This is a genomic window from Cognataquiflexum aquatile, from assembly GCF_003316845.1.
GTDB classification, from domain to species: Bacteria; Bacteroidota; Bacteroidia; order Cytophagales; family Cyclobacteriaceae; genus Cognataquiflexum; species Cognataquiflexum aquatile.
The window spans coordinates 327,019-344,497 of record NZ_QMIK01000002.1 but is presented as its reverse complement, the minus strand read 5'-3'; the positions used below and the strand labels follow the sequence as shown (position 1 = coordinate 344,497).

The following is a 17,479-nucleotide window of genomic DNA, read 5'->3' as shown; positions in this document are numbered from 1 at the left end:
CCTATGAAAAGCAAAATTCCAACTTTAATGGCAAATGGCTTAATTCTGTCCATGCTGTTTGTTCTTTTGGGCTGCTATTACGACAAGGAAGAGATTCTGTATCCCGAACTGAACAACTGTACCCCTGCGGCAAATCCCTTATTTTCAGCAGATGTACTACCAATTTTAAACAGAAAATGTAACAATTGCCATGGAGGATCTTCGCCATCTGCAGGTATCAAGCTAGACACACATACCGAGGTTTTGAAATACGTGAACAATGGAAGTCTAATGGGAAGCATCAATCATTTGGCAGGATTTTCACCCATGCCAAAAAATACTGGAAAGATGAGCCAATGTGAGATTGACAAATTGCAAAATTGGATCAATTCCGGAAAACTAAACAACTGATATAATTAACAACAAAAAGGATTAACATATGAAAAAGGTAATTTGTCTTCTTGCTTTCAGTTTGATCAGCTTTGGCATAATGGCCCAAGGAATATATATAACAAGGACCGGCCAGGTATCATTTTATTCTGAAACCCCTATAGAAAATATAGAAGGAATCAACAATGAAGTCACGAGTATGATCAATGCTGATACCGGAGAAATTGTCTTTGCTATTTTGGTCAAGGGATTCCACTTTGAAAAAGCGCTGATGGAGGAGCATTTCAATGAGAATTATATGGAATCTGGGAAGATCCCCAAATCAACATTTCAGGGAAAGATCAAAGACCTCTCTAAAGTTGATTTTAAAAAAGAGGGAAACTATCCGGTATCGGTCGAAGGAGACCTCACTATCCACGGTGTAAAAAAGGCTGTTACAGCAATGGGTACCCTTACTGTCAAAAAAGAGGGGATTTCAGTTCTCTCGTCTTTTGATATCCAACTTGAAGATTTTGAAATAGAAATCCCATCCTTGGTAGCAGACAAAATTGCAAAAGAGATTTCTATAAAGGTGAATTGCGCATATAAACCCAAATCCTGATGAAAACTTTAAAAATTCTTATATTGATTTTTTTCACCTGTCTGCCTTCGTTGGCACAGGAGGATTTAATGAGTTTGCTTGAGGAAGAAATGAAAGACGATAAAAAGCCTGACTTCACCATTGCAACTTTCAAGACCACGAGGATCATCCAAGGCCATTCGGTTGAAAATGTAGCCCCTGGCGTACTTGACTTCAGAATTTCACATAGGTTCGGCTACCTCAATAGCGGTGCTTATGAATTATTTGGTCTAGACCAAGCTACCATGAGGCTGGGTTTGGATTATGGTCTGACAAAAAGATGGATGATAGGAATCGGGCGAAGTACCTTTCAAAAACAGTTTGACGGGTTTACCAAATATAAAATCCTCAGGCAGGCCACCAATGGAAGTCCTGTTACCTTGAGCGCGGTTGGATCAATCATGTATAAGTCCTTAAAGTTTGAAAACCCGGGAATTGACAATTACCAGACTTCAAATTTATTTTATTCCGGGCAGTTGCTCCTCGGAAGAAAATTCAGTGAGGGACTTTCTCTACAGGTCATGCCGACAATGATCCATTACAATTTGGTCAGAGGTGCAAATGATCCCAATGATGTGTTTTCTATTGGATTTGGTGGTAGGATCAAGCTCAGCCACCGCATGAGTTTTAATGCTGAATATTATTATCAATTACCCAATCATCGGCTACCCGATACTACAAACTCCATTGCATTCGGATTGGATATTGAGACCGGAGGACATGTTTTTCAAATCAATATTACCAATTCGGATGGAATGACAGAAAGAAGTTTTATTTCAGAAACTACCGGTAATTTCTTTAAAGGCGATATTAGACCAGGATTTACAATTTCAAGGGTTTTTACCATCAAAAAACCAAAAGGATTTTCTGCTGAAAAGTAATTGATGGGAAAAAGGGTTTGACGGATATTTTTTGTAATTTAAGTTTTGTCTTTAAAAGAATCATCCGACCATTCCCTATGACCGACCGTCGCAATTTTCTCAAATCTGCTCTCCCTCTGGGTTTAGGATTGGGTGTATTGCCGATGCACGAGGTACTTGGTGCCCCAAAACCAAAAATAAACGCAGTTACCTCATCCAAAATCAAGGTCGGACTGAATGCCTGGTCCTACTATGTGCAACTCTACAAATTCCAAAAAGGCGAGGCCGGTGGGATGAGTCTGTTTGATATGCTGGAAGAATGTGCCCGTCTGGATTTTGATGCTGTCGATCCCACAGGATATTTTTTTCCCGGATATCCCGCAAGACCGGAGCGGAAGTTTATCAACGAATTCAAGCAAAGGGCTTTCCAACTCGGTCTTGGAATCAGCGGAACAGGGATCCGCAATGATTTTGCGACTGCGGATAAAGCCAAGAGGAATGCGGATGTTGCCTTGGCCAAAGATTGGATTGAGGTTGCCGCAGAGATGGGAGCGCCTGTGTTAAGGGTTTTTGCCGGTGTGCAACCCAAGGATCAAACCTGGGACGAAACGGCCGTTTGGATGGCGGAGGCTTTGGCCGAATGTGCCGAACATGGCAAGCAGTTTGGCGTGATGGTTGGCGTCCAAAACCATGGCGACATGCTCAAAAGCGCTGATGAAGTCATCAAAGTCCTGGAGATGGTCAACTCGGATTGGTTAGGCACAATCGTGGACACCGGGTTTTTTCTGACTCCTGACCCTTATGCAGATATCGCACGTGTGATTCCTTATGCGGTCAATTGGCAAGTGAAGGAATTGCTTGGAGACCGAAAAGGAGGCAAGATTGACATGAACAAATTGGTGGCCATCATTAGGGATTCAAATTTTCGGGGATATGTTCCCATCGAGACCCTTCCCGATCCCGATCCAAATGTGCCATATAATGCCATGACCAAAGTCCCCGAGTTGTTTGGGGAATTAAGAAAAGCCTTAAGCTAAAATATATTTCCATTTATGACGATTGAAATCCTCCTACGTTACGTCCATTTTATCAGTATTTTCACGATAGTGGGCGCTCTTGTTTCTGAGCATTTATTGCTGAAAAAATCACTCTCCCGCTCCGAAGTCGGAAGGCTTGCAAAAATTGACGGGGTTTATGGCTTGGCGGTTTTGGTTTTGTTGGCTGTGGGACTGACGCTTTGGCTCGGAGCTTATGGCAAACCAACTGAATTTTACAGCAGTAATCCGCTTTTTCATACCAAGCTTACCTTGTTTATCGTCATCGGAATCCTCTCGATCTACCCGACGGTTTTCTTTATCAAAAACAAAAATGGTGACCAAGAGGAAAACATAAAGGTACCGAATATCATTTTTTGGATGGTGCGCTTGGAGTTGTTGCTTTTATTTGTCATTCCTATTCTCGCCGGCTTGATGGCAAAAGGAATTGGAATAACAGAATGAAATCAAAAGCAGAGAAATTCTGTTGTACCAATTATCTATGAAAATTTTCAATTTTGGCCTTTTTGGCCAATATATATCCACAACTATGAAAAAGTACGCTTCCCTTTTTATGCTCCTGATAGTGCTTGGTAGCTGTAGCAAATCCAAAAAAGCGGTCATTCCCGAGAAACCTATAGGCTGGAAAAAGATGGAAACCCCGACAAAAGCATCTTTGCGCGGTCTGTCTCCGATTACAGAGCAGATTGTTTGGGCAAGTGGTTCGGGAGGAACATGGCTGAGAACCCTTGACGGTGGTAAAACATGGGAAACGGGAATTATTGACGGGCTGGATTCGGCGGATTTTAGGGACATTGAGGGTATTGATGCCAATACTGCCGTAGCCATGGCCTCAGGTCAGCCTGCAGTGATTTACAAAACTATCGATGGGGGCAAAACCTGGGTAAAGAAGTATCAGGGACCCAAAGAAGCATTTCTTGACGGCATGGCATTTTATAAAAATACAGGATATGCCATTGGGGATGTCGTAAATGAAAAGTGGATGGTTTTGGAAACCAAAGATCTTGGGGAAACATGGCTTGAAATGGAATTGAGTCCCGATGGTCCTGTCGGCGGCGGATCTTTTGCCGCGAGCGGCTCGGGGATTTTGGCAGACGAAGACAATATCTGGTTTGCAAGTGCAGGTAAGGACAGCAAAATATACCATTCGGCTGACAATGGATTTCATTGGGAAAAGTACAGTACACCTATTTTGCAGGAGGAGGATTCACAAGGGATTTTTTCGATGGTGAGAATTGACGTGGATGGCATTGTAGCTGTGGGAGGGGATTTTACCCAAGCAGATTCAAGTACAAACAACAGCATTGTTTCAATAGATAAAGGAAAAACATGGAAACTTACTCCGGGAAACCGGCCCAGTGGCTACAGGTCAGGGGTTGAATTTTTCTCCAGATTCGGTTGGCTGATTACAGTCGGACCAAATGGGTCGGATTTTTCCACCAACAGGGGAGATGATTGGGAAAGGTTTTCAGAGGATGGATTCCATGCTGTGAAAGTGGACCATACCACGACCTCGATTTGGGCTTCCGGTGCAAATGGTGTCATTGCAAGGCTCATTTATTAACAGACTTCTGATCCAATTATGCTCTTTAGTCGAAAAATAGGCAAACTTTAGGGGGCCTGTTGTCAAATTCTGCTATCTTGTATTATCTTTAAAATCCTGATGAAGACTTAGGTTTTTAACTTTGCCTTGCAGGAATTTTATCAATTTCCCAACTCCAACCTATTGAAGCTATGACTGATTTTGATATCATCCCATCAATTTGGATCATCAATGGCAAATGCGTCCGCCTCAAAAGAGGGGATTTTGCTACAGAGGAAGTGATTTCCAATAACCCATTGGAGATTGCCCAAGCCTTTGAAGATCATGGTATCAAGTGGCTGCACCTGGTGGACCTGGATGGTGCGCGCAGGGGAGAACCAAAAAACTACCATATCCTGGAGGCCATTGCAGGCTATACCAACCTGATTGTAGATTTTACGGGTGGGATTTCTACAGATGGAGATTTGTTGAAGTGCTTTGAATATGGCGCAAAAACCATTACAGCGGCATCCGTGGCCGCATCTTACCCGGAAAGATTTGCCCAGTGGATGGTAACATATGGCAGGGAAAAAATCATTTTGGCAGCCGATACCAATCCTGAACATATGAAAATCAAAACAAGAGGATGGTTGAAGAAAACTGAGATTGACCTTTTTGACCATATCGAGTATTTCTATGAACGTGGCCTGAAGTACCTCAAAGTATCTGATGTGACAAGGGACGGAGTTTTGGAGGGACCAAATTTTGCACTTTATGAAAAAATTGTGGAGAAATATCCAAAAATCCACCTTGCAGCTAGTGGCGGAGTGAGAAATATTGATGACTTCAAAAGATTAAAAGATTTGGGTGTGACAGCGGTTGTTTTTGGAAGGGCATTTTATGAAGGCCTGATTACCCTCAAAGACCTGGATATTTTCATTTCTGAGAATAAATAGGTAAACCATTAGAAAATCATTTTCCAAGCCAACTTAATGTTGGCTTTTTTTTATTTTGAGCTGCCAAAATCAGTGTCCTCACTGACTTTCCATCAATAAATGTTTTTCGATTTTGAATGGCAATGAAGACACTGCCATGGGCGAAGGTCGAAAAATCAAATGCTTTTTCCTTCTCTTCTGCGAAGGTCAGCGATATCTGTGGGAGAACATACTTCGCCTAAGTCAGGGTCCTTATTGACTTGTTTATTCGAGAAAGGTTTTCATAATGGCAGTGAAGACACTGCCATGGGCTACAGGCGTCGCGAATTGCGATGATATATTTCCCAAAATAATCCAAAATCATAGGTCGTTCCTTCCCTTCTTAGAATATTTGCTGTATCATCGGGAAAAAACAAAAAAACCTTCCGGAGAACTTTTTCATTTGCATACGAAGTAAAGGACCCGGAAGGAAAAAATCATTTACACTCGCCCTTAGAAAATGATTTTACACCGCTTATTCCTGCATGACAGGAATTTCCGTAAGTCTTTCCATCGCAGCCACAAACCGGGTCATAGATCGTGAGGCAAGCCATATCTTTTCGGATTAAATCCGGGTCGATACAATCTGTCAATACTTCGTCTACCGGATTTTGATCCTCGCACTGAAAAGAGAATAGGAATAAGACTGAAAATGTGAGGATTAATTGAAATATATTTTTCATAACAAATTGATTGGAATAATCTTATGACGTTTCTATGCAAGCAAATGCTACAAGCCATATGAATTTTTACAAAAATGCTTTCGAATTTCAAAAGGAAGCAATTCAAACCTATGTTTTGAATATAAATGTAACCGCAGATTGCGAAGATTGACGCAGAAAAATTATTGAATACTCTGAATCTGTAAATTTCCCTTTGCGAAAGTCAGCGAAATCTGAGAAACTAAGCAAAAAAACCTTCCGGTGTACCTTAACTTATTGTGTTGGCCGTCAAGAACCCGGAAGGAAAAAAAAAGGAACTTCAGTTGCAGGCACCTTGAGTAAAGGTGAGAACTCCGGCATTGTTCGCTTCGCAACTATTGCCATACGTTTTTTTATCGCAGCCACATACCGGATCATATAAAAGAATACAGGCAGCATCGGTTTTTATCTTGGATGGATCAATACACCCCTCTACGATTCTCTCTGCAGGATTCTCTTCCTCACATTGAAACGAGAAAAGCATGATGGCTGAAAATGTGATGATTAAAGGAAAATTCTTTTTCATAGTATGTTGATTGGAATATTTACATGACGTTCCTACTCATGAAAACGCGACACATAATTAGAAAACTATCTTTGGTTTTTTTCTGGAAAATTTTAGGATTAAAATTAGATTTTATTTGATTTTTATTTCTAATTTCCAAACCCAAATATCTCGCAATCACCGTATATCACCCAATATACCGAAACAGATTCTTTATGGTTATTCTAGGACTGAATTATTTTTTCCACGATTCTACCGCGTGCATAGTGGTAGATGGAAAGCTTGTAGCCGCTATAGAAGAGGAGCGGCTCAACAGAGACAAACACACCAAACTTTTTCCTGAGCTGGCGATTGCCCGCTGTTTGGAAATCGCCAAACTTAAGTACAAAGACATTGACCACATTGCTGTGTCGATCAAACCTAGCCATAACCTAGGCAAAAAGTTACTTTATGGGGCTACCCATCTCAGGACAATCCGGCATTTTATCAGTCATGAATTTGTGCATACCTACCGAAGACAAAAAGGATTTTGGAAGTGGTATGCAGGCATCTTTGGTTCTAAAAACATGGGACCTCGGGTCCATTTCATTCCCCATCATTTCAGCCATGCTCCGGGTTCTTTCTTTGTTTCTCCTTATGAATCAGCCGCACTTTTGGGTATTGACGGATCGGGAGAGTGGGCCACTACCTGGCTGGGCAAAGGCGAGGGCAACAAAGTAGAAGCTTTTGGAGAGAGTTTCTTTCCGCATTCATTGGGGTCATTTTATGAGGCTGTGACACAGTTTTGTGGTTTCAAGACAAATTATGATGAAGGCAAAACCATGGGACTCGCACCTATGGGTGATCCAGAAGTCTTCAAAAAAGAGGTTGAAAAGATTGTTTCGATTGACAATGAGGGCAGGGTAAAATTGGATTTGAGCTATTTCAACTTCCAAAACATGCAATATAACCCGCTGAAATTTTCCCATTTATCTCCCAAATTTTCAGAGGTATTTGGAACTCCTAGAAAACCCGGAGAGGAGTTTAAGAAGCACCATATGGATGTGGCTGCCGCCTTTCAAAGGGTTTTGGAGGACAAGGTTCTCGAAATTTGTGACATCCTCCACCAAAAAACAAATGCCAAATACTTGGTAATCTCCGGAGGTGTTTCTTTGAACAGCGTCATGAACGGCAGAATCGTCAGGGAATCCAAATTCAAAGATGTCTATGTCATGCCGGCAGCAGGAGATAATGGAACGGCCATAGGTGCTGCCTATTACCTCTACAATGGCATCCTTAAAAACCCAAGGAATTTTGTTCACCTCAACCCTTATGTCGGAACAAGCTATTCCAATGATGACATTGAGAAAATCCTTAGAGGCTGCAAGCTGAACTTTACCGAACATGATGATATCTGTGAGGTGGCGGCAAACTTGCTCGAAAGCGGAAAAATCATAGGCTGGTTTCAGGGTCCTATGGAAATCGGTCCACGTGCATTGGGAAGCAGAAGTATCCTTGCCAATCCGGCATTTCCAGACATGAAAGCCAAAATCAATTCTGAAATCAAATTCAGAGAAGCTTACAGACCTTTTGCTCCTTCGGCGATCGTGGAAGCGAAGGACATGTTTTTTGACCTGGATGTTGAAGCACCTTTTATGCTCAAAGTTTGTAATGTCCTCAAAGACAAACAGAGTTTCATTCCATCCGTCACCCACGTCGATGGCAGTGCCCGATTGCAAACCGTCAGAAGAGAGCTTCACCCAAGGTATTATGATGTCATCAAAAAACTCGGGGAGAAAACCGGCGTCCCTGTAGTCCTGAATACAAGCTTCAATATCCAAGGTGAACCGGTAGTGGAATCGCCAAAAGATGCCATCAGGTGTTTTTATTCCACAGGACTTGATGCGTTGGTGATCGGCAATTTTGTATTGAGGAAAAAAACGGTTCCTTACGAAATCATCCTTTCCAAAACAGAATATAGTCTTGCCTACAAGTAGCAACTGAATAATGCCTCTATTCTCAACTAACCCCAAAGAAGTAGCGCTCTTTGGGATTAGTTTTTTTATTTTTGACCTATGGGAGAGAAAAAATGTCCCCATTGTGGGAATTGGTCATCTTGGTCAGGAAATATGAATGAAGCCTGCGGATCCTGTGGCAAGCCACTCGGAGGAAGAGACTTGGATTATCACATTAACCGTGAAAAAGACAAGAAAGCTAGCGATGAGAAATGGATCTTTTTCATCAAAGAATCAGATGGGGCATTAGTCAAAAATGCCAAAATCGTAGGAAACTTTTTTTATACAATTTACATGGCCATCATCACTTTTATTGTTTGGCTGATAGCCATGATGCCTGGATGACAACTGTATTCAAAAACCCTTTCTTTTTCATTCCTTGTGTCATTTTTTGGATCAACCAGTATCTCGAAAAATCACTTGGCTTTTTCATTCCCTTTGTCCATGCCTACCTCGATGACCTGATGGCCATGCCTGTAGTTCTTGGGATCACGCTTCAGATATTCAGATGGATTCACCCCATGAAAAACGACATTATATTTACAAAATTCCAAGTGGTGGTAGGTTTACTTTATTTCTCATTTTTGTTTGAATTTGCCCTTCCTAAATGGTCAGAAAATTATACGTCTGATATCTTGGATGTGGTATGCTATGGTATAGGTGCCCTGATTTTTTTTAGTTTTATAAATGTAAGCCACGAGAAGTTATGACAACATTACAGGCGCTTTTTCAGGATTATTCCCACAAACTCCAAGAGCTCTATTCCAAACAGGAAGCCGAGAGCCTCGTTCATTGGCTTTTTGAAGCCTATCTGGGCAAGAAAAGAATGGATATCTTAAAGAATGAAAATCTAGAGTCATTGCCATCCGGATTGAGCCTTGCCATGAAAAACCTGATGGTGGGAATGCCTATTCAGTATATTCTTGGCAAAGCTCCATTTTACGGGAGGGAATTTGAAGTTTCTCCTGCGGTGTTGATTCCGAGAAATGAGACAGAGGAACTTGTCCACCTGATACTCAAAGAAAATCCAAAGCCGGAATTAAGAATCATGGATATCGGAACCGGATCGGGATGTATCCCGATTACCTTGGATCTTGAATTAAATAATCCTGCTGTATTTGGGCTTGACATCAGTGAGGAAGCCTTGAAAATCGCTTCCCGAAATGCTTTTCTTCTCCATTCCAAAGTTAAATTCAGTCGCTTGGATATTCTCCAGGAAGAACTTCCCTTTGAAGACCTGGACATCATCGTCAGCAATCCTCCCTATGTCCGGTATTCAGAAAAGGAACTGATGCATACCAATGTTTTGTCACACGAACCCCACTTGGCTTTGTTTGTCTATGACGATGATCCTTTGCTTTTCTATAGAGTAATCAGCCAAAAAGCGAAAAAAGCCCTCAAAAAGGGAGGAAAGCTCTATTTTGAAATCAATGAGGCTTTTGGAAAGGAGACGAAAGAACTGATGGAAAATCTGGGATTTGGGAAGGTCAAAATTTTTGAAGACCTAAATGGAAAGGAAAGAATGATCAGGGGTATCAGGCATTCATAAATTCTCCGATCCAAAAAATCCCTTTTCCTTTGATGATGGTCGTCCCTTCTTCTACTTCGATAAAAGTAGCATGTTTGACCTGAACGATTTCATTTCCCTCATTGGTTTGCACTTCCAATACTGACCCTTCGGGAGCGTGGAGCTGTATGGAAATGTCAGGGAACCATTTTTTGAACTGTCCATTTTTGATTGGAAAATAGCGGATCGGACCATCCCAAACCACGATATCCAAAAACTCCAACATCGGTTCAAGGTCAAATACCTTCAAATGGTCAAACCCAACGATATTGACCGCACCATGTTTGGAAGCAATCAGGTACTGAAGCCCCTCGTCAAGGAAATTCCCTTCCTGAACCCCCAAAAACTTTACTGGATACTGCTCTTCGAGCAAGTGATAATGGCTTTTTTGAAATTCCATTTCTGCCAAAATCAAGTCTATCTTGATACCCCAAGAGATTACAACAGGAACCGCCTCCTGTGCTACCAAAAGCGTGGGAACCCATTCCAACAAAGGAGCAACCTGCTCAAAACTGATTCCGGAAGTATTCAAAATCAGCAAAGCCGGTTCTTGTTGTTCTTTCACAAAATGGTGGGAGGACATAAGGGATTGGAAGATTGGAAGGTTGGAGGATTGAAAGATTGGAAGATTTTAAAATTACAAAATTATTGTCCATTAATATTTGTCAACAAAACCAATCATTTAAACCGGATTACTTTTCCATGGGCTTTGAAGACGATCTTCAGATCAAAAAGCGCTTCACATAAAAATTCTCATATGAGTTTAAAGATTTCGATTTGAAAAGTTGTCATATTGACAACCTTTGTTTATGTTAGCTTCGTTTATGAACGTGATCACCAAAGGAACTCTTTTGTCCTATATTCAAAAATATCCAAAAGCGAAAGATTGGTTGATCACATGGTATGAAACCGCAGAAAGTGCTGATTGGGAAAATTTCAATCAAGTGAAGAAATCCTATCCATCGGCAGATCAAGTTGGAGATAACAGGATGGTTTTCAATGTAAATGGTAATAATTATCGTCTGATTGTTAGGTTCAGTTTCGTGTACAAATCCATTCAAATTAAATGGTTTGGACCACACAAAGAATATGATAAAATCGATGTCCTGAACATCCAAGCACCAAAAAAATGAAATTAACCCTCATAGCAAACGAAGACCAATACCAAACCTATTTGGAAAGGATTGACTTTTTATTCGATTCCCAAAAAGGAACACCCGAAGGAGACGAGCTTGAACTTCTTTTGGCTTTGGTCAAACTTTATGAAACCGAAAATTTCACTATTCCAAAAGTAGATCCAATTACCGCAATAAAAATCAGGTTGGAAGATTTGGGATTAAAAAACAAAGACCTCATACCAATTCTCGGAGATAAAGGAAACGTATCAAAAATCCTCCAAGGAAAGAGATCATTGAATGTGGAAATGATTAGAAAACTAAGCAAATTTTTAGGTCTACCGGTACAGATTTTGGTTGGCGAAGAAGAAGTCACGCCAGCCTAATTCTATTTAAACCTCACTACTTTTCCATGGGCTTTGGAAGTCATTTCTTGGGGGATAGCAGCAGAGATTTCATGGTATAGCAATTCTACCAATTTCTTTTTCAGAAAACTTCGAGTCAGCACAATGCTCACTTCCCTGACCGGAGTCTCGTCACTGAAAGACCTCAGCCGGGATTTTTCCTCGTCGTTTAGGGAAGCGGTGGCCAATTCAGGCAGTAGCGTGATTCCTGTGTATTGGTTGACCATATTTTTCAGCCCCTCGAGGGAACCACTTTCATAATGGAAATTCATCCTCTCAAATTTGGTCTGACTGCATAGGTTCAGCACCTGATCCCTGAAACAATGGCCCTGCTGCAGCATCCACATGTCATCGGTTTCGAGGTCCTTGATCAATAGTTTTTCTTTGGACAGCAAAGGATGGCCCTTTGACAGATAGGCAAAAAACTTTTCATAAAACATCGGCTTTTCAACAATCCCGCTTTCATCCAAAGGAGTGGCCACAATCCCGAGATCGAGTTCATCATTTTTCAATTTTCTGATGATTTCTTCCGTTATCGTTTCTTCTACCTGAAGCTTTACATGGGGATATTTTTCGAGAAATGACCTGATAAATCTGTGTAAAAGGTAAGGGGCCAAAGTGGGAATTATCCCCAATTTGATTACCCCACTGATGTCGCCTTTGAGTTGGGAAACAAGCTCAAATATTCCTTTACTCTCTGATACCACACGCTTTGCCTGTTCGATGATCCGGGTTCCGATTTCGGTGGGAATCACCGGCATTTTGGATCGGTCAAACAAGATCACCTCTAATTCCTTTTCCAATTTGCTTACTTGAGCACTCAGCGTCGGTTGGGTCACAAAGCAGGACTCTGCAGCATGTCCAAAATGCCTGTGCTTGTCCACTGCGATGATATATTCAAGTTGTTGGATCGTCATAAGCGCTGTGATATTGAGGTATTTATTGAAGCTAAAAAATGAATTTCTTGTTCAGCACAAAGATAAAATTCTTTTTCTTTTTATTTAGATTTGATTTAAATAATGATTATTTTTGGCGCATTAATTTAAAAAATCATGTTAAAAAACATCATCAAATCGACTTTAATAGCCTCTTTTGGGGCAATTTTATTCTCCTGTGGTGGTACTACAGAACAAAAAGAAGAAGTGGTCAATGTCTACACCCACAGACATTACGAAGCAGATCAGCAGCTTTTTGACAAGTTTACAGAGCAGACCGGCATCAAAGTAAACGTGGTCTCCGCCTCAGCCGATGAGCTTATCCAAAAATTGGAATTAGAAGGTGCAAACTCCCCTGCGGACGTATTAATCACCGTAGATGCAGGCCGACTTCACAGGGCTGAAAGCAAAGGATTGTTTCAATCTGTCAGTTCTGAAACATTGAATTCAAACATTCCTGCAAAATTCAGAGACCCTGAAGGGTTTTGGTTTGGACTGACTTACAGGGCGAGAATATTTGCTTACAGCACCGAAAGGGTAAAACCTGAGGAGTTGAGCACGTATGAGGCCCTGACAGAACCACAGTGGAAAGGAAGAATATTGACCCGATCTTCAGAAAATATCTACAACCAATCCTTGATGGCCTCTGTGATAGCGCAGCATGGAAGAGAAGGTGCTGAACAATGGGCAGCAGGGCTTTTAGCCAACATGGCACGGGAACCAAAAGGAAGTGACAGAGATCAGGTGAAGGCTGTTGCGGCAGGTGAGGGTGATGTGGCCATTGTCAATACCTACTACATCGGCATCATGCTCAATGACGAAAATGAAGAGGAGAGAAAAGCAGCAGAGAAAATCGCCATTTTCTTCCCCAACCAAAATGACCGTGGCACGCATATCAATATCTCCGGTGCAGGCGTAACAAAACATGCACCCAATAAAGACAATGCCATCAAGTTGATCGAATTTCTTTCTGCTGCAGAAGCGCAGGGAATGTTGGCCAATATCAATTTTGAGTATCCTGTCAACCCAAATGTCGAATTCTCTGACTTGCTAAAACAATGGGGAACTTTCAAAGCAGATGAGGTGAATCTTTCTGTTTTGGGTGACAATAACAGCGATGCAGTCGTCATATTTGACAAAGTAGGTTGGAAATAATCTGAAGTATTGGATATCCTCAAACGCAATTATTATTGGTGGAATAAGTGGACCGGTTACTCGTTGCTGATATTGCTTCTAGTAACCACACCTTTGTTTACCATCTTTATCAAACTCTTTGATAACCCGGGAGGGAGTTGGCGGCATATCGCCAACAACCTCCTTTTTGGTTATTTTCAAAACACTGTTTCTTTACTCTTAGGGGTAGCATTCTTTACTTTTTTGATTGGAGTCAGTACGGCTTGGTTGGTTTCCAATTATGAATTTCCCGGAAGAAAATACTTTGAGTGGCTGTTGATCCTGCCTTTGGGTTTTCCGGGCTATATCATGGCTTACACTTATGTGGGAATTTTGGATTACACTGGGCCCGTGCAGGTATTTTTGAGAAATACTTTTGGTATCAATTTCCAGGGAAGTGTGATAGACCTGATGAATCTTCCCGGGGCAGTTTTCATCCTTTCCATTACTTTGTATCCTTATGTATTTTTGATTTCGCGGGCTTCCTTTTTGCAGCAATCCAAAACCATGCAGGAGGCCTCATTTCTCTTGGGAGCAAATAGGTTGAAGACATTCTTCAAAGTCGCATTGCCTATGGCGAGACCGGCGATTGTGGCAGGCATTGCTTTGGCATCCATGGAAGTCCTAAATGATTACGGTACAGTCAAATACTTTGGCGTCAATACCTTTACAACAGGGATTTTCCGGGCATGGTTTTCCATGGGAGATGCACCAACAGCGATATATCTCGCGGCTATATTGATGGTTTTTGTATTTCTGATCCTCTACCTGGAATCCCGCCAAAGGGGAAACAGGCAATTTGCCTCAGTCAACGGCCTCCACAAACCGACTGTCAGGCTTATTCCAAGTCCAGGCAAAAAAGTACTTTACACTGCCGTCTGTGGCATTATTTTCTTGATCAGCTTTCTCTTTCCCTTCTTCCAGCTTCTGCAATGGGTCGGAATGACCTATCACAAAGTGGTGAATCCGGATTTCTTTATGCTGATCTACCGGAGTTTTGGATTGGCGGCCATCAGTGGCTTGGTCATTGTCTTCCTTGCTGTGGTTTTGCTGTATGCATTGAGACTGAGTCCTTACAGATGGGTAAAAAACATTACCAAAATTTCCACTTTGGGTTATGCCATTCCCGGTGCGGTGATTGCCGTGGGGGTGATGATTCCGTTTCTTGCACTTGACATATGGATCTATGGAACCTTGTTTTCCTCCACAGCAGGTCTGCTATTTTCTGGTACGCTTTTCACCCTGGTTTTTGCCTATATCGTGAGGTTTATGGCGGTAGGCTACAATCCTGTCGAGGCAGGATTTCAAAAAATCGGCATCCATGTCAACGAGGCAAGCAGGTTGCTCGGTGTCCGAAGTACAAAGACACTTTGGAAAATCGACCTTCCCCTGATCAAAACAAGTCTGGTTTCGGGGGTATTGCTTGTATTTGTGGACGTATTAAAAGAATTACCTTTAACTTTGATTTTGCGCCCTTTCAACTATCAGACCTTGGCCACCAAAACTTTTGACATGGCCACCAATGAAATGATCACTGAATCTTCCAATGCCGCCCTGATTATCATTTTGACTGGAATCATCCCTATCATTTTGCTCAACAGGATGATCATGAATCGAGGAAAAGAGCAAAAACCGAAAATCTCCGGATGACAATTTTATCTCTCCAAAAAATCAGCAAAAAGTACAGTCAGGCAAAAGATTTTGCAGTGAATGATGTTTCTTTTGATGTCAAAGAAGGTGAGATTTTGGCATTGGTGGGAGAAAGTGGTTCGGGCAAAACCACCCTTTTGCGCCTCATTGCCGGCTTGGAACATCCGGATTCCGGCTCCATCTCCCTCTCGGGTCAGGTGATTGTTGAAGGCAAAAAATCTGTCCCTGCCCATGAAAGGCAGGTTGGGATGGTTTTTCAGGATTATGCTCTTTTTCCACACCTGACCATTTTGGATAACGTGAAATTTGGCATCAAAAAATCCATGGGCGATCCGACTCAGATTGCCAAAAATACTTTGGCCCTCGTAGGACTTAAAGAAGACGTAACCAAATATCCGCACCAACTATCGGGCGGTCAGCAGCAGCGGGTTGCTTTGGCGAGGGCAATTGCACCCAATCCCAAAATCCTCCTGATGGATGAGCCCTTCAGCAATTTAGACGCTTTGCTCAAAGATCAGGTGAGGGAAGAAATCCGACAAATCATCAAAAAAACAGGGATTACGGCGATTTTTGTTACCCACGATACCAAAGACGCCTTGTCTACGGCAGATCGCATTGCCATCCTGCACAAAGGATACCTGCAGCAGATCGATGTCCCCAAGGAACTCTATGAAAATCCGGTAAATCCTTATGTTGCCAATTTTTTTGGTAAAAGAAATGAGATCATCGCCACTCCCTCAGAGGAAGGATTCTATACCTCATTTGGGTTTATTACCGATCCCGAAGCAAAAAAATACAAGCACCCCGTCAGGCTCCTATTCAGGCCCGAGCATGCCGAAGTGGTCCAAAGACCCAATCAGCAACTGAGCGGAAAAATCGTCAAGTCATCTTATTTTGGAAGTCATCAGATGGTCAAACTCGAAGATGAAGAAGGAAAGCAGGTAATCATCCGGACCAATCCCGGCAGAAGCTTTGAAGGAATGGAGCAGGCTTTTTTCTATTTGTGGAAATATGATGTAGAGGAAGCTTTTTAAACTCCCGCATAGACAATCAGCCCCAACCCAATCACAAACAACAAAAACATTCCTGCAATCAGGTTGCCCGTACCTTTGGGTGCTTTTTTGAATTCCTTCCAAATAAATACTCCCCAAAAAGCGGCGACCATTGTCGCCCCCTGACCCAAACCATAGGAAATGGCAGGACCTGCTTTTTCTGCAGCGATGATGCTAAAAGACATTCCCACACACCAAATTATCCCACCCAAGATTCCAAAAAGGTGCACGGGAAGCTTGCCGGCAAAATAATCCGGTGCTTTCAGTGGCGGTCCTTCGATGGGTTTTTTCATCAGGAAAGTGTTGAACACAAAATTGCTCAGCAGGATCCCGATCGAAAAGACAAATACTGCACCATAAGGGGTAAATTTCCCGCCTTCAGGATTGGAGAAGTCAAGCGACATGGATTGTGCCACAAAGAAGTAAAAGAAAGACATCAAAAATCCACCTACCAAAGCCAAAACCAATCCTACTTTTGGATTTTTTTGGTTGGTCGAGGCGAGCTTCCGGTAGGCCATCGCATCCAATACTATGGCTACTACCACCAAAGCCACCCCTGAAAAGAGCATGACAGGATCTCCCTGCTGATTGGAAACATAATTGACAATTACGCCCAAAACCAAGGCGAGTCCGATACCGACAGGAAATGCCACCGACATACCGGCATAGGCAATTGCGGCCACGATGAGGATGTTGGCTAGATTGAATATCACCCCGCCGATAAAGGCAAGCGAATAACTCCTGCTGCTAGCCTGAAACAAATCTTCCGTAAATCCCCTTCCTGCCTCCCCGCTACTTCCCAAGGTATAGCCAAAAACCAAAGAGAGGATAACAATCCCGATGACATAATCCCAATAAAACAATTCAAACCTCCATGAAGAACCGGCCAATTTTTGGGTATTGGCCCAAGAACCCCAACAAAACATGGTGATGATACAAAAGACAACCGCTAGGGAATAAGATTCTATGATGTACATGGGAAGG

Annotated in this window: 21 protein-coding genes; 16 read left to right on the top strand and 5 right to left on the bottom strand. The window is 42.2% G+C overall.

The features are described from left to right. Nucleotides 1–3: 3 nt before the first annotated feature. From DQW11_RS07970 to DQW11_RS07940, 7 genes are all read left to right on the top strand, one after another. A complete protein-coding gene (locus tag DQW11_RS07970) occupies nucleotides 4–390 on the top strand; it encodes a hypothetical protein (protein WP_113923525.1) in 387 nt (128 codons plus the stop codon). 28 nt (nucleotides 391–418) lie between these two features. Beyond that, nucleotides 419–970 carry a YceI family protein gene (locus tag DQW11_RS07965; RefSeq protein ID WP_113923524.1) on the top strand — a complete coding sequence of 184 codons (552 nt, stop codon included), beginning with the start codon at nucleotides 419–421 and terminating at the stop codon, nucleotides 968–970. After that, nucleotides 970–1,869, top strand: a complete 900-nt coding sequence (locus DQW11_RS07960; protein WP_113923523.1) for a DUF5777 family beta-barrel protein — start codon at nucleotides 970–972, stop codon at nucleotides 1,867–1,869. Before DQW11_RS07965 ends, DQW11_RS07960 begins: the two co-directional genes overlap by 1 nt. Nucleotides 1,870–1,946: 77 nt before the next feature. After that, entirely contained in the window at nucleotides 1,947–2,885 is a 939-nt protein-coding gene (locus DQW11_RS07955; protein WP_113923522.1) for a sugar phosphate isomerase/epimerase family protein, read from the top strand. Nucleotides 2,886–2,900: 15 nt separating this feature from the next. Then, on the top strand, nucleotides 2,901–3,347 hold the full coding sequence (locus DQW11_RS07950) for a DUF2214 family protein (RefSeq protein ID WP_113923521.1): 447 nt from the start codon (nucleotides 2,901–2,903) through the stop codon (nucleotides 3,345–3,347). Between the two features lie 85 nt (nucleotides 3,348–3,432). Further along, a complete protein-coding gene (locus DQW11_RS07945; RefSeq protein WP_113923520.1) occupies nucleotides 3,433–4,467 on the top strand; it encodes a YCF48-related protein in 1,035 nt (344 codons plus the stop codon). A gap of 170 nt (nucleotides 4,468–4,637) precedes the next feature. After that, nucleotides 4,638–5,381, top strand: coding sequence for a 1-(5-phosphoribosyl)-5-[(5-phosphoribosylamino)methylideneamino]imidazole-4-carboxamide isomerase (locus DQW11_RS07940; RefSeq protein WP_113923519.1), 744 nt, complete (start codon nucleotides 4,638–4,640; stop codon nucleotides 5,379–5,381). 455 nt (nucleotides 5,382–5,836) lie between these two features. Here the strand turns inward: DQW11_RS07940 and DQW11_RS07935 are convergent, their stop codons facing one another. Together DQW11_RS07935 and DQW11_RS07930 are read right to left on the bottom strand one after the other, a co-directional pair. After that, the gene (locus DQW11_RS07935; protein ID WP_113923518.1) at nucleotides 5,837–6,082 is read right to left on the bottom strand and encodes a Kazal-type serine protease inhibitor family protein; all 246 of its coding nucleotides are present in this window, start codon (nucleotides 6,080–6,082) and stop codon (nucleotides 5,837–5,839) included. Nucleotides 6,083–6,380: 298 nt separating this feature from the next. Then, the gene (locus tag DQW11_RS07930) at nucleotides 6,381–6,626 is read right to left on the bottom strand and encodes a Kazal-type serine protease inhibitor family protein (protein WP_113923517.1); all 246 of its coding nucleotides are present in this window, start codon (nucleotides 6,624–6,626) and stop codon (nucleotides 6,381–6,383) included. 194 nt (nucleotides 6,627–6,820) lie between these two features. On the opposite strand from DQW11_RS07930, the gene DQW11_RS07925 reads away from it, so the two are divergent. From DQW11_RS07925 to prmC, 4 genes are all read left to right on the top strand, one after another. Further along, nucleotides 6,821–8,581: a carbamoyltransferase family protein gene (locus DQW11_RS07925; RefSeq protein WP_113923516.1), complete on the top strand. Its 1,761-nt coding sequence runs from the start codon at nucleotides 6,821–6,823 to the stop codon at nucleotides 8,579–8,581. A gap of 78 nt (nucleotides 8,582–8,659) precedes the next feature. Continuing rightward, the gene (locus DQW11_RS07920) at nucleotides 8,660–8,944 is read left to right on the top strand and encodes a hypothetical protein (RefSeq protein ID WP_113923515.1); all 285 of its coding nucleotides are present in this window, start codon (nucleotides 8,660–8,662) and stop codon (nucleotides 8,942–8,944) included. Further along, the gene (locus DQW11_RS07915) at nucleotides 8,917–9,309 is read left to right on the top strand and encodes a magnesium citrate secondary transporter (protein ID WP_232826707.1); all 393 of its coding nucleotides are present in this window, start codon (nucleotides 8,917–8,919) and stop codon (nucleotides 9,307–9,309) included. Before DQW11_RS07920 ends, DQW11_RS07915 begins: the two co-directional genes overlap by 28 nt. Beyond that, nucleotides 9,306–10,148: a peptide chain release factor N(5)-glutamine methyltransferase gene (gene prmC, locus DQW11_RS07910; protein WP_113923513.1), complete on the top strand. Its 843-nt coding sequence runs from the start codon at nucleotides 9,306–9,308 to the stop codon at nucleotides 10,146–10,148. Before DQW11_RS07915 ends, prmC begins: the two co-directional genes overlap by 4 nt. Here prmC and DQW11_RS07905 read toward each other — a convergent pair. Continuing rightward, a complete protein-coding gene (locus tag DQW11_RS07905; RefSeq protein ID WP_113923512.1) occupies nucleotides 10,135–10,749 on the bottom strand; it encodes a thiamine pyrophosphokinase in 615 nt (204 codons plus the stop codon). The genes prmC and DQW11_RS07905 overlap by 14 nt on opposite strands. Before the next feature lie 226 nt (nucleotides 10,750–10,975). Here DQW11_RS07905 and DQW11_RS07900 point away from each other — a divergent pair, with 226 nt between their 5' ends. Then, entirely contained in the window at nucleotides 10,976–11,299 is a 324-nt protein-coding gene (locus tag DQW11_RS07900) for a type II toxin-antitoxin system HigB family toxin (RefSeq protein WP_232826706.1), read from the top strand. Then, nucleotides 11,296–11,667 (top strand): helix-turn-helix domain-containing protein, encoded by a 372-nt coding sequence (locus DQW11_RS07895; protein ID WP_113923510.1) that lies wholly within the window; start codon nucleotides 11,296–11,298, stop codon nucleotides 11,665–11,667. Before DQW11_RS07900 ends, DQW11_RS07895 begins: the two co-directional genes overlap by 4 nt. 2 nt (nucleotides 11,668–11,669) lie before the next feature. Here the strand turns inward: DQW11_RS07895 and DQW11_RS07890 are convergent, their stop codons facing one another. Next, on the bottom strand, nucleotides 11,670–12,602 hold the full coding sequence (locus tag DQW11_RS07890; RefSeq protein ID WP_113923509.1) for a hydrogen peroxide-inducible genes activator: 933 nt from the start codon (nucleotides 12,600–12,602) through the stop codon (nucleotides 11,670–11,672). 135 nt (nucleotides 12,603–12,737) lie between these two features. Here DQW11_RS07890 and DQW11_RS07885 point away from each other — a divergent pair, with 135 nt between their 5' ends. Genes DQW11_RS07885 through DQW11_RS07875 form a run of 3 tightly spaced genes read left to right on the top strand, consistent with a single transcriptional unit; the run spans nucleotide 12,738 to nucleotide 16,477 of the window. Beyond that, nucleotides 12,738–13,775, top strand: coding sequence for a Fe(3+) ABC transporter substrate-binding protein (locus tag DQW11_RS07885; RefSeq protein ID WP_113923508.1), 1,038 nt, complete (start codon nucleotides 12,738–12,740; stop codon nucleotides 13,773–13,775). Nucleotides 13,776–13,784: 9 nt separating this feature from the next. Next, nucleotides 13,785–15,443 (top strand): ABC transporter permease, encoded by a 1,659-nt coding sequence (locus DQW11_RS07880; RefSeq protein WP_113923507.1) that lies wholly within the window; start codon nucleotides 13,785–13,787, stop codon nucleotides 15,441–15,443. Beyond that, nucleotides 15,440–16,477, top strand: coding sequence for an ABC transporter ATP-binding protein (locus DQW11_RS07875; protein ID WP_113923506.1), 1,038 nt, complete (start codon nucleotides 15,440–15,442; stop codon nucleotides 16,475–16,477). The genes DQW11_RS07880 and DQW11_RS07875 overlap by 4 nt, the downstream gene beginning before the upstream one ends. Here DQW11_RS07875 and DQW11_RS07870 read toward each other — a convergent pair. After that, entirely contained in the window at nucleotides 16,474–17,472 is a 999-nt protein-coding gene (locus tag DQW11_RS07870; RefSeq protein ID WP_113923505.1) for a GRP family sugar transporter, read from the bottom strand. The two genes, DQW11_RS07875 and DQW11_RS07870, sit on opposite strands and share 4 nt — an antisense overlap. Between the last annotated feature and the right edge of the window lie 7 nt (nucleotides 17,473–17,479).

Bases quoted from the DNA above. Each gene is read 5' to 3' on its own strand.
- DQW11_RS07970 (WP_113923525.1), top strand. From the start codon at position 4: ATGAAAAGCAAAATTCCAACTTTAATGGCAAATGGCTTAATTCTGTCC.
- DQW11_RS07965 (WP_113923524.1), top strand. From the start codon at position 419: ATGAAAAAGGTAATTTGTCTTCTTGCTTTCAGTTTGATCAGCTTTGGC.
- DQW11_RS07960 (WP_113923523.1), top strand. From the start codon at position 970: ATGAAAACTTTAAAAATTCTTATATTGATTTTTTTCACCTGTCTGCCT.
- DQW11_RS07955 (WP_113923522.1), top strand. From the start codon at position 1,947: ATGACCGACCGTCGCAATTTTCTCAAATCTGCTCTCCCTCTGGGTTTA.
- DQW11_RS07950 (WP_113923521.1), top strand. From the start codon at position 2,901: ATGACGATTGAAATCCTCCTACGTTACGTCCATTTTATCAGTATTTTC.
- DQW11_RS07945 (WP_113923520.1), top strand. From the start codon at position 3,433: ATGAAAAAGTACGCTTCCCTTTTTATGCTCCTGATAGTGCTTGGTAGC.
- DQW11_RS07940 (WP_113923519.1), top strand. From the start codon at position 4,638: ATGACTGATTTTGATATCATCCCATCAATTTGGATCATCAATGGCAAA.
- DQW11_RS07935 (WP_113923518.1), bottom strand. From the start codon at position 6,082: ATGAAAAATATATTTCAATTAATCCTCACATTTTCAGTCTTATTCCTA.
- DQW11_RS07930 (WP_113923517.1), bottom strand. From the start codon at position 6,626: ATGAAAAAGAATTTTCCTTTAATCATCACATTTTCAGCCATCATGCTT.
- DQW11_RS07925 (WP_113923516.1), top strand. From the start codon at position 6,821: ATGGTTATTCTAGGACTGAATTATTTTTTCCACGATTCTACCGCGTGC.
- DQW11_RS07920 (WP_113923515.1), top strand. From the start codon at position 8,660: ATGGGAGAGAAAAAATGTCCCCATTGTGGGAATTGGTCATCTTGGTCA.
- prmC (WP_113923513.1), top strand. From the start codon at position 9,306: ATGACAACATTACAGGCGCTTTTTCAGGATTATTCCCACAAACTCCAA.
- DQW11_RS07905 (WP_113923512.1), bottom strand. From the start codon at position 10,749: ATGTCCTCCCACCATTTTGTGAAAGAACAACAAGAACCGGCTTTGCTG.
- DQW11_RS07900 (WP_232826706.1), top strand. From the start codon at position 10,976: ATGTTAGCTTCGTTTATGAACGTGATCACCAAAGGAACTCTTTTGTCC.
- DQW11_RS07895 (WP_113923510.1), top strand. From the start codon at position 11,296: ATGAAATTAACCCTCATAGCAAACGAAGACCAATACCAAACCTATTTG.
- DQW11_RS07890 (WP_113923509.1), bottom strand. From the start codon at position 12,602: ATGACGATCCAACAACTTGAATATATCATCGCAGTGGACAAGCACAGG.
- DQW11_RS07885 (WP_113923508.1), top strand. From the start codon at position 12,738: ATGTTAAAAAACATCATCAAATCGACTTTAATAGCCTCTTTTGGGGCA.
- DQW11_RS07875 (WP_113923506.1), top strand. From the start codon at position 15,440: ATGACAATTTTATCTCTCCAAAAAATCAGCAAAAAGTACAGTCAGGCA.
- DQW11_RS07870 (WP_113923505.1), bottom strand. From the start codon at position 17,472: ATGTACATCATAGAATCTTATTCCCTAGCGGTTGTCTTTTGTATCATC.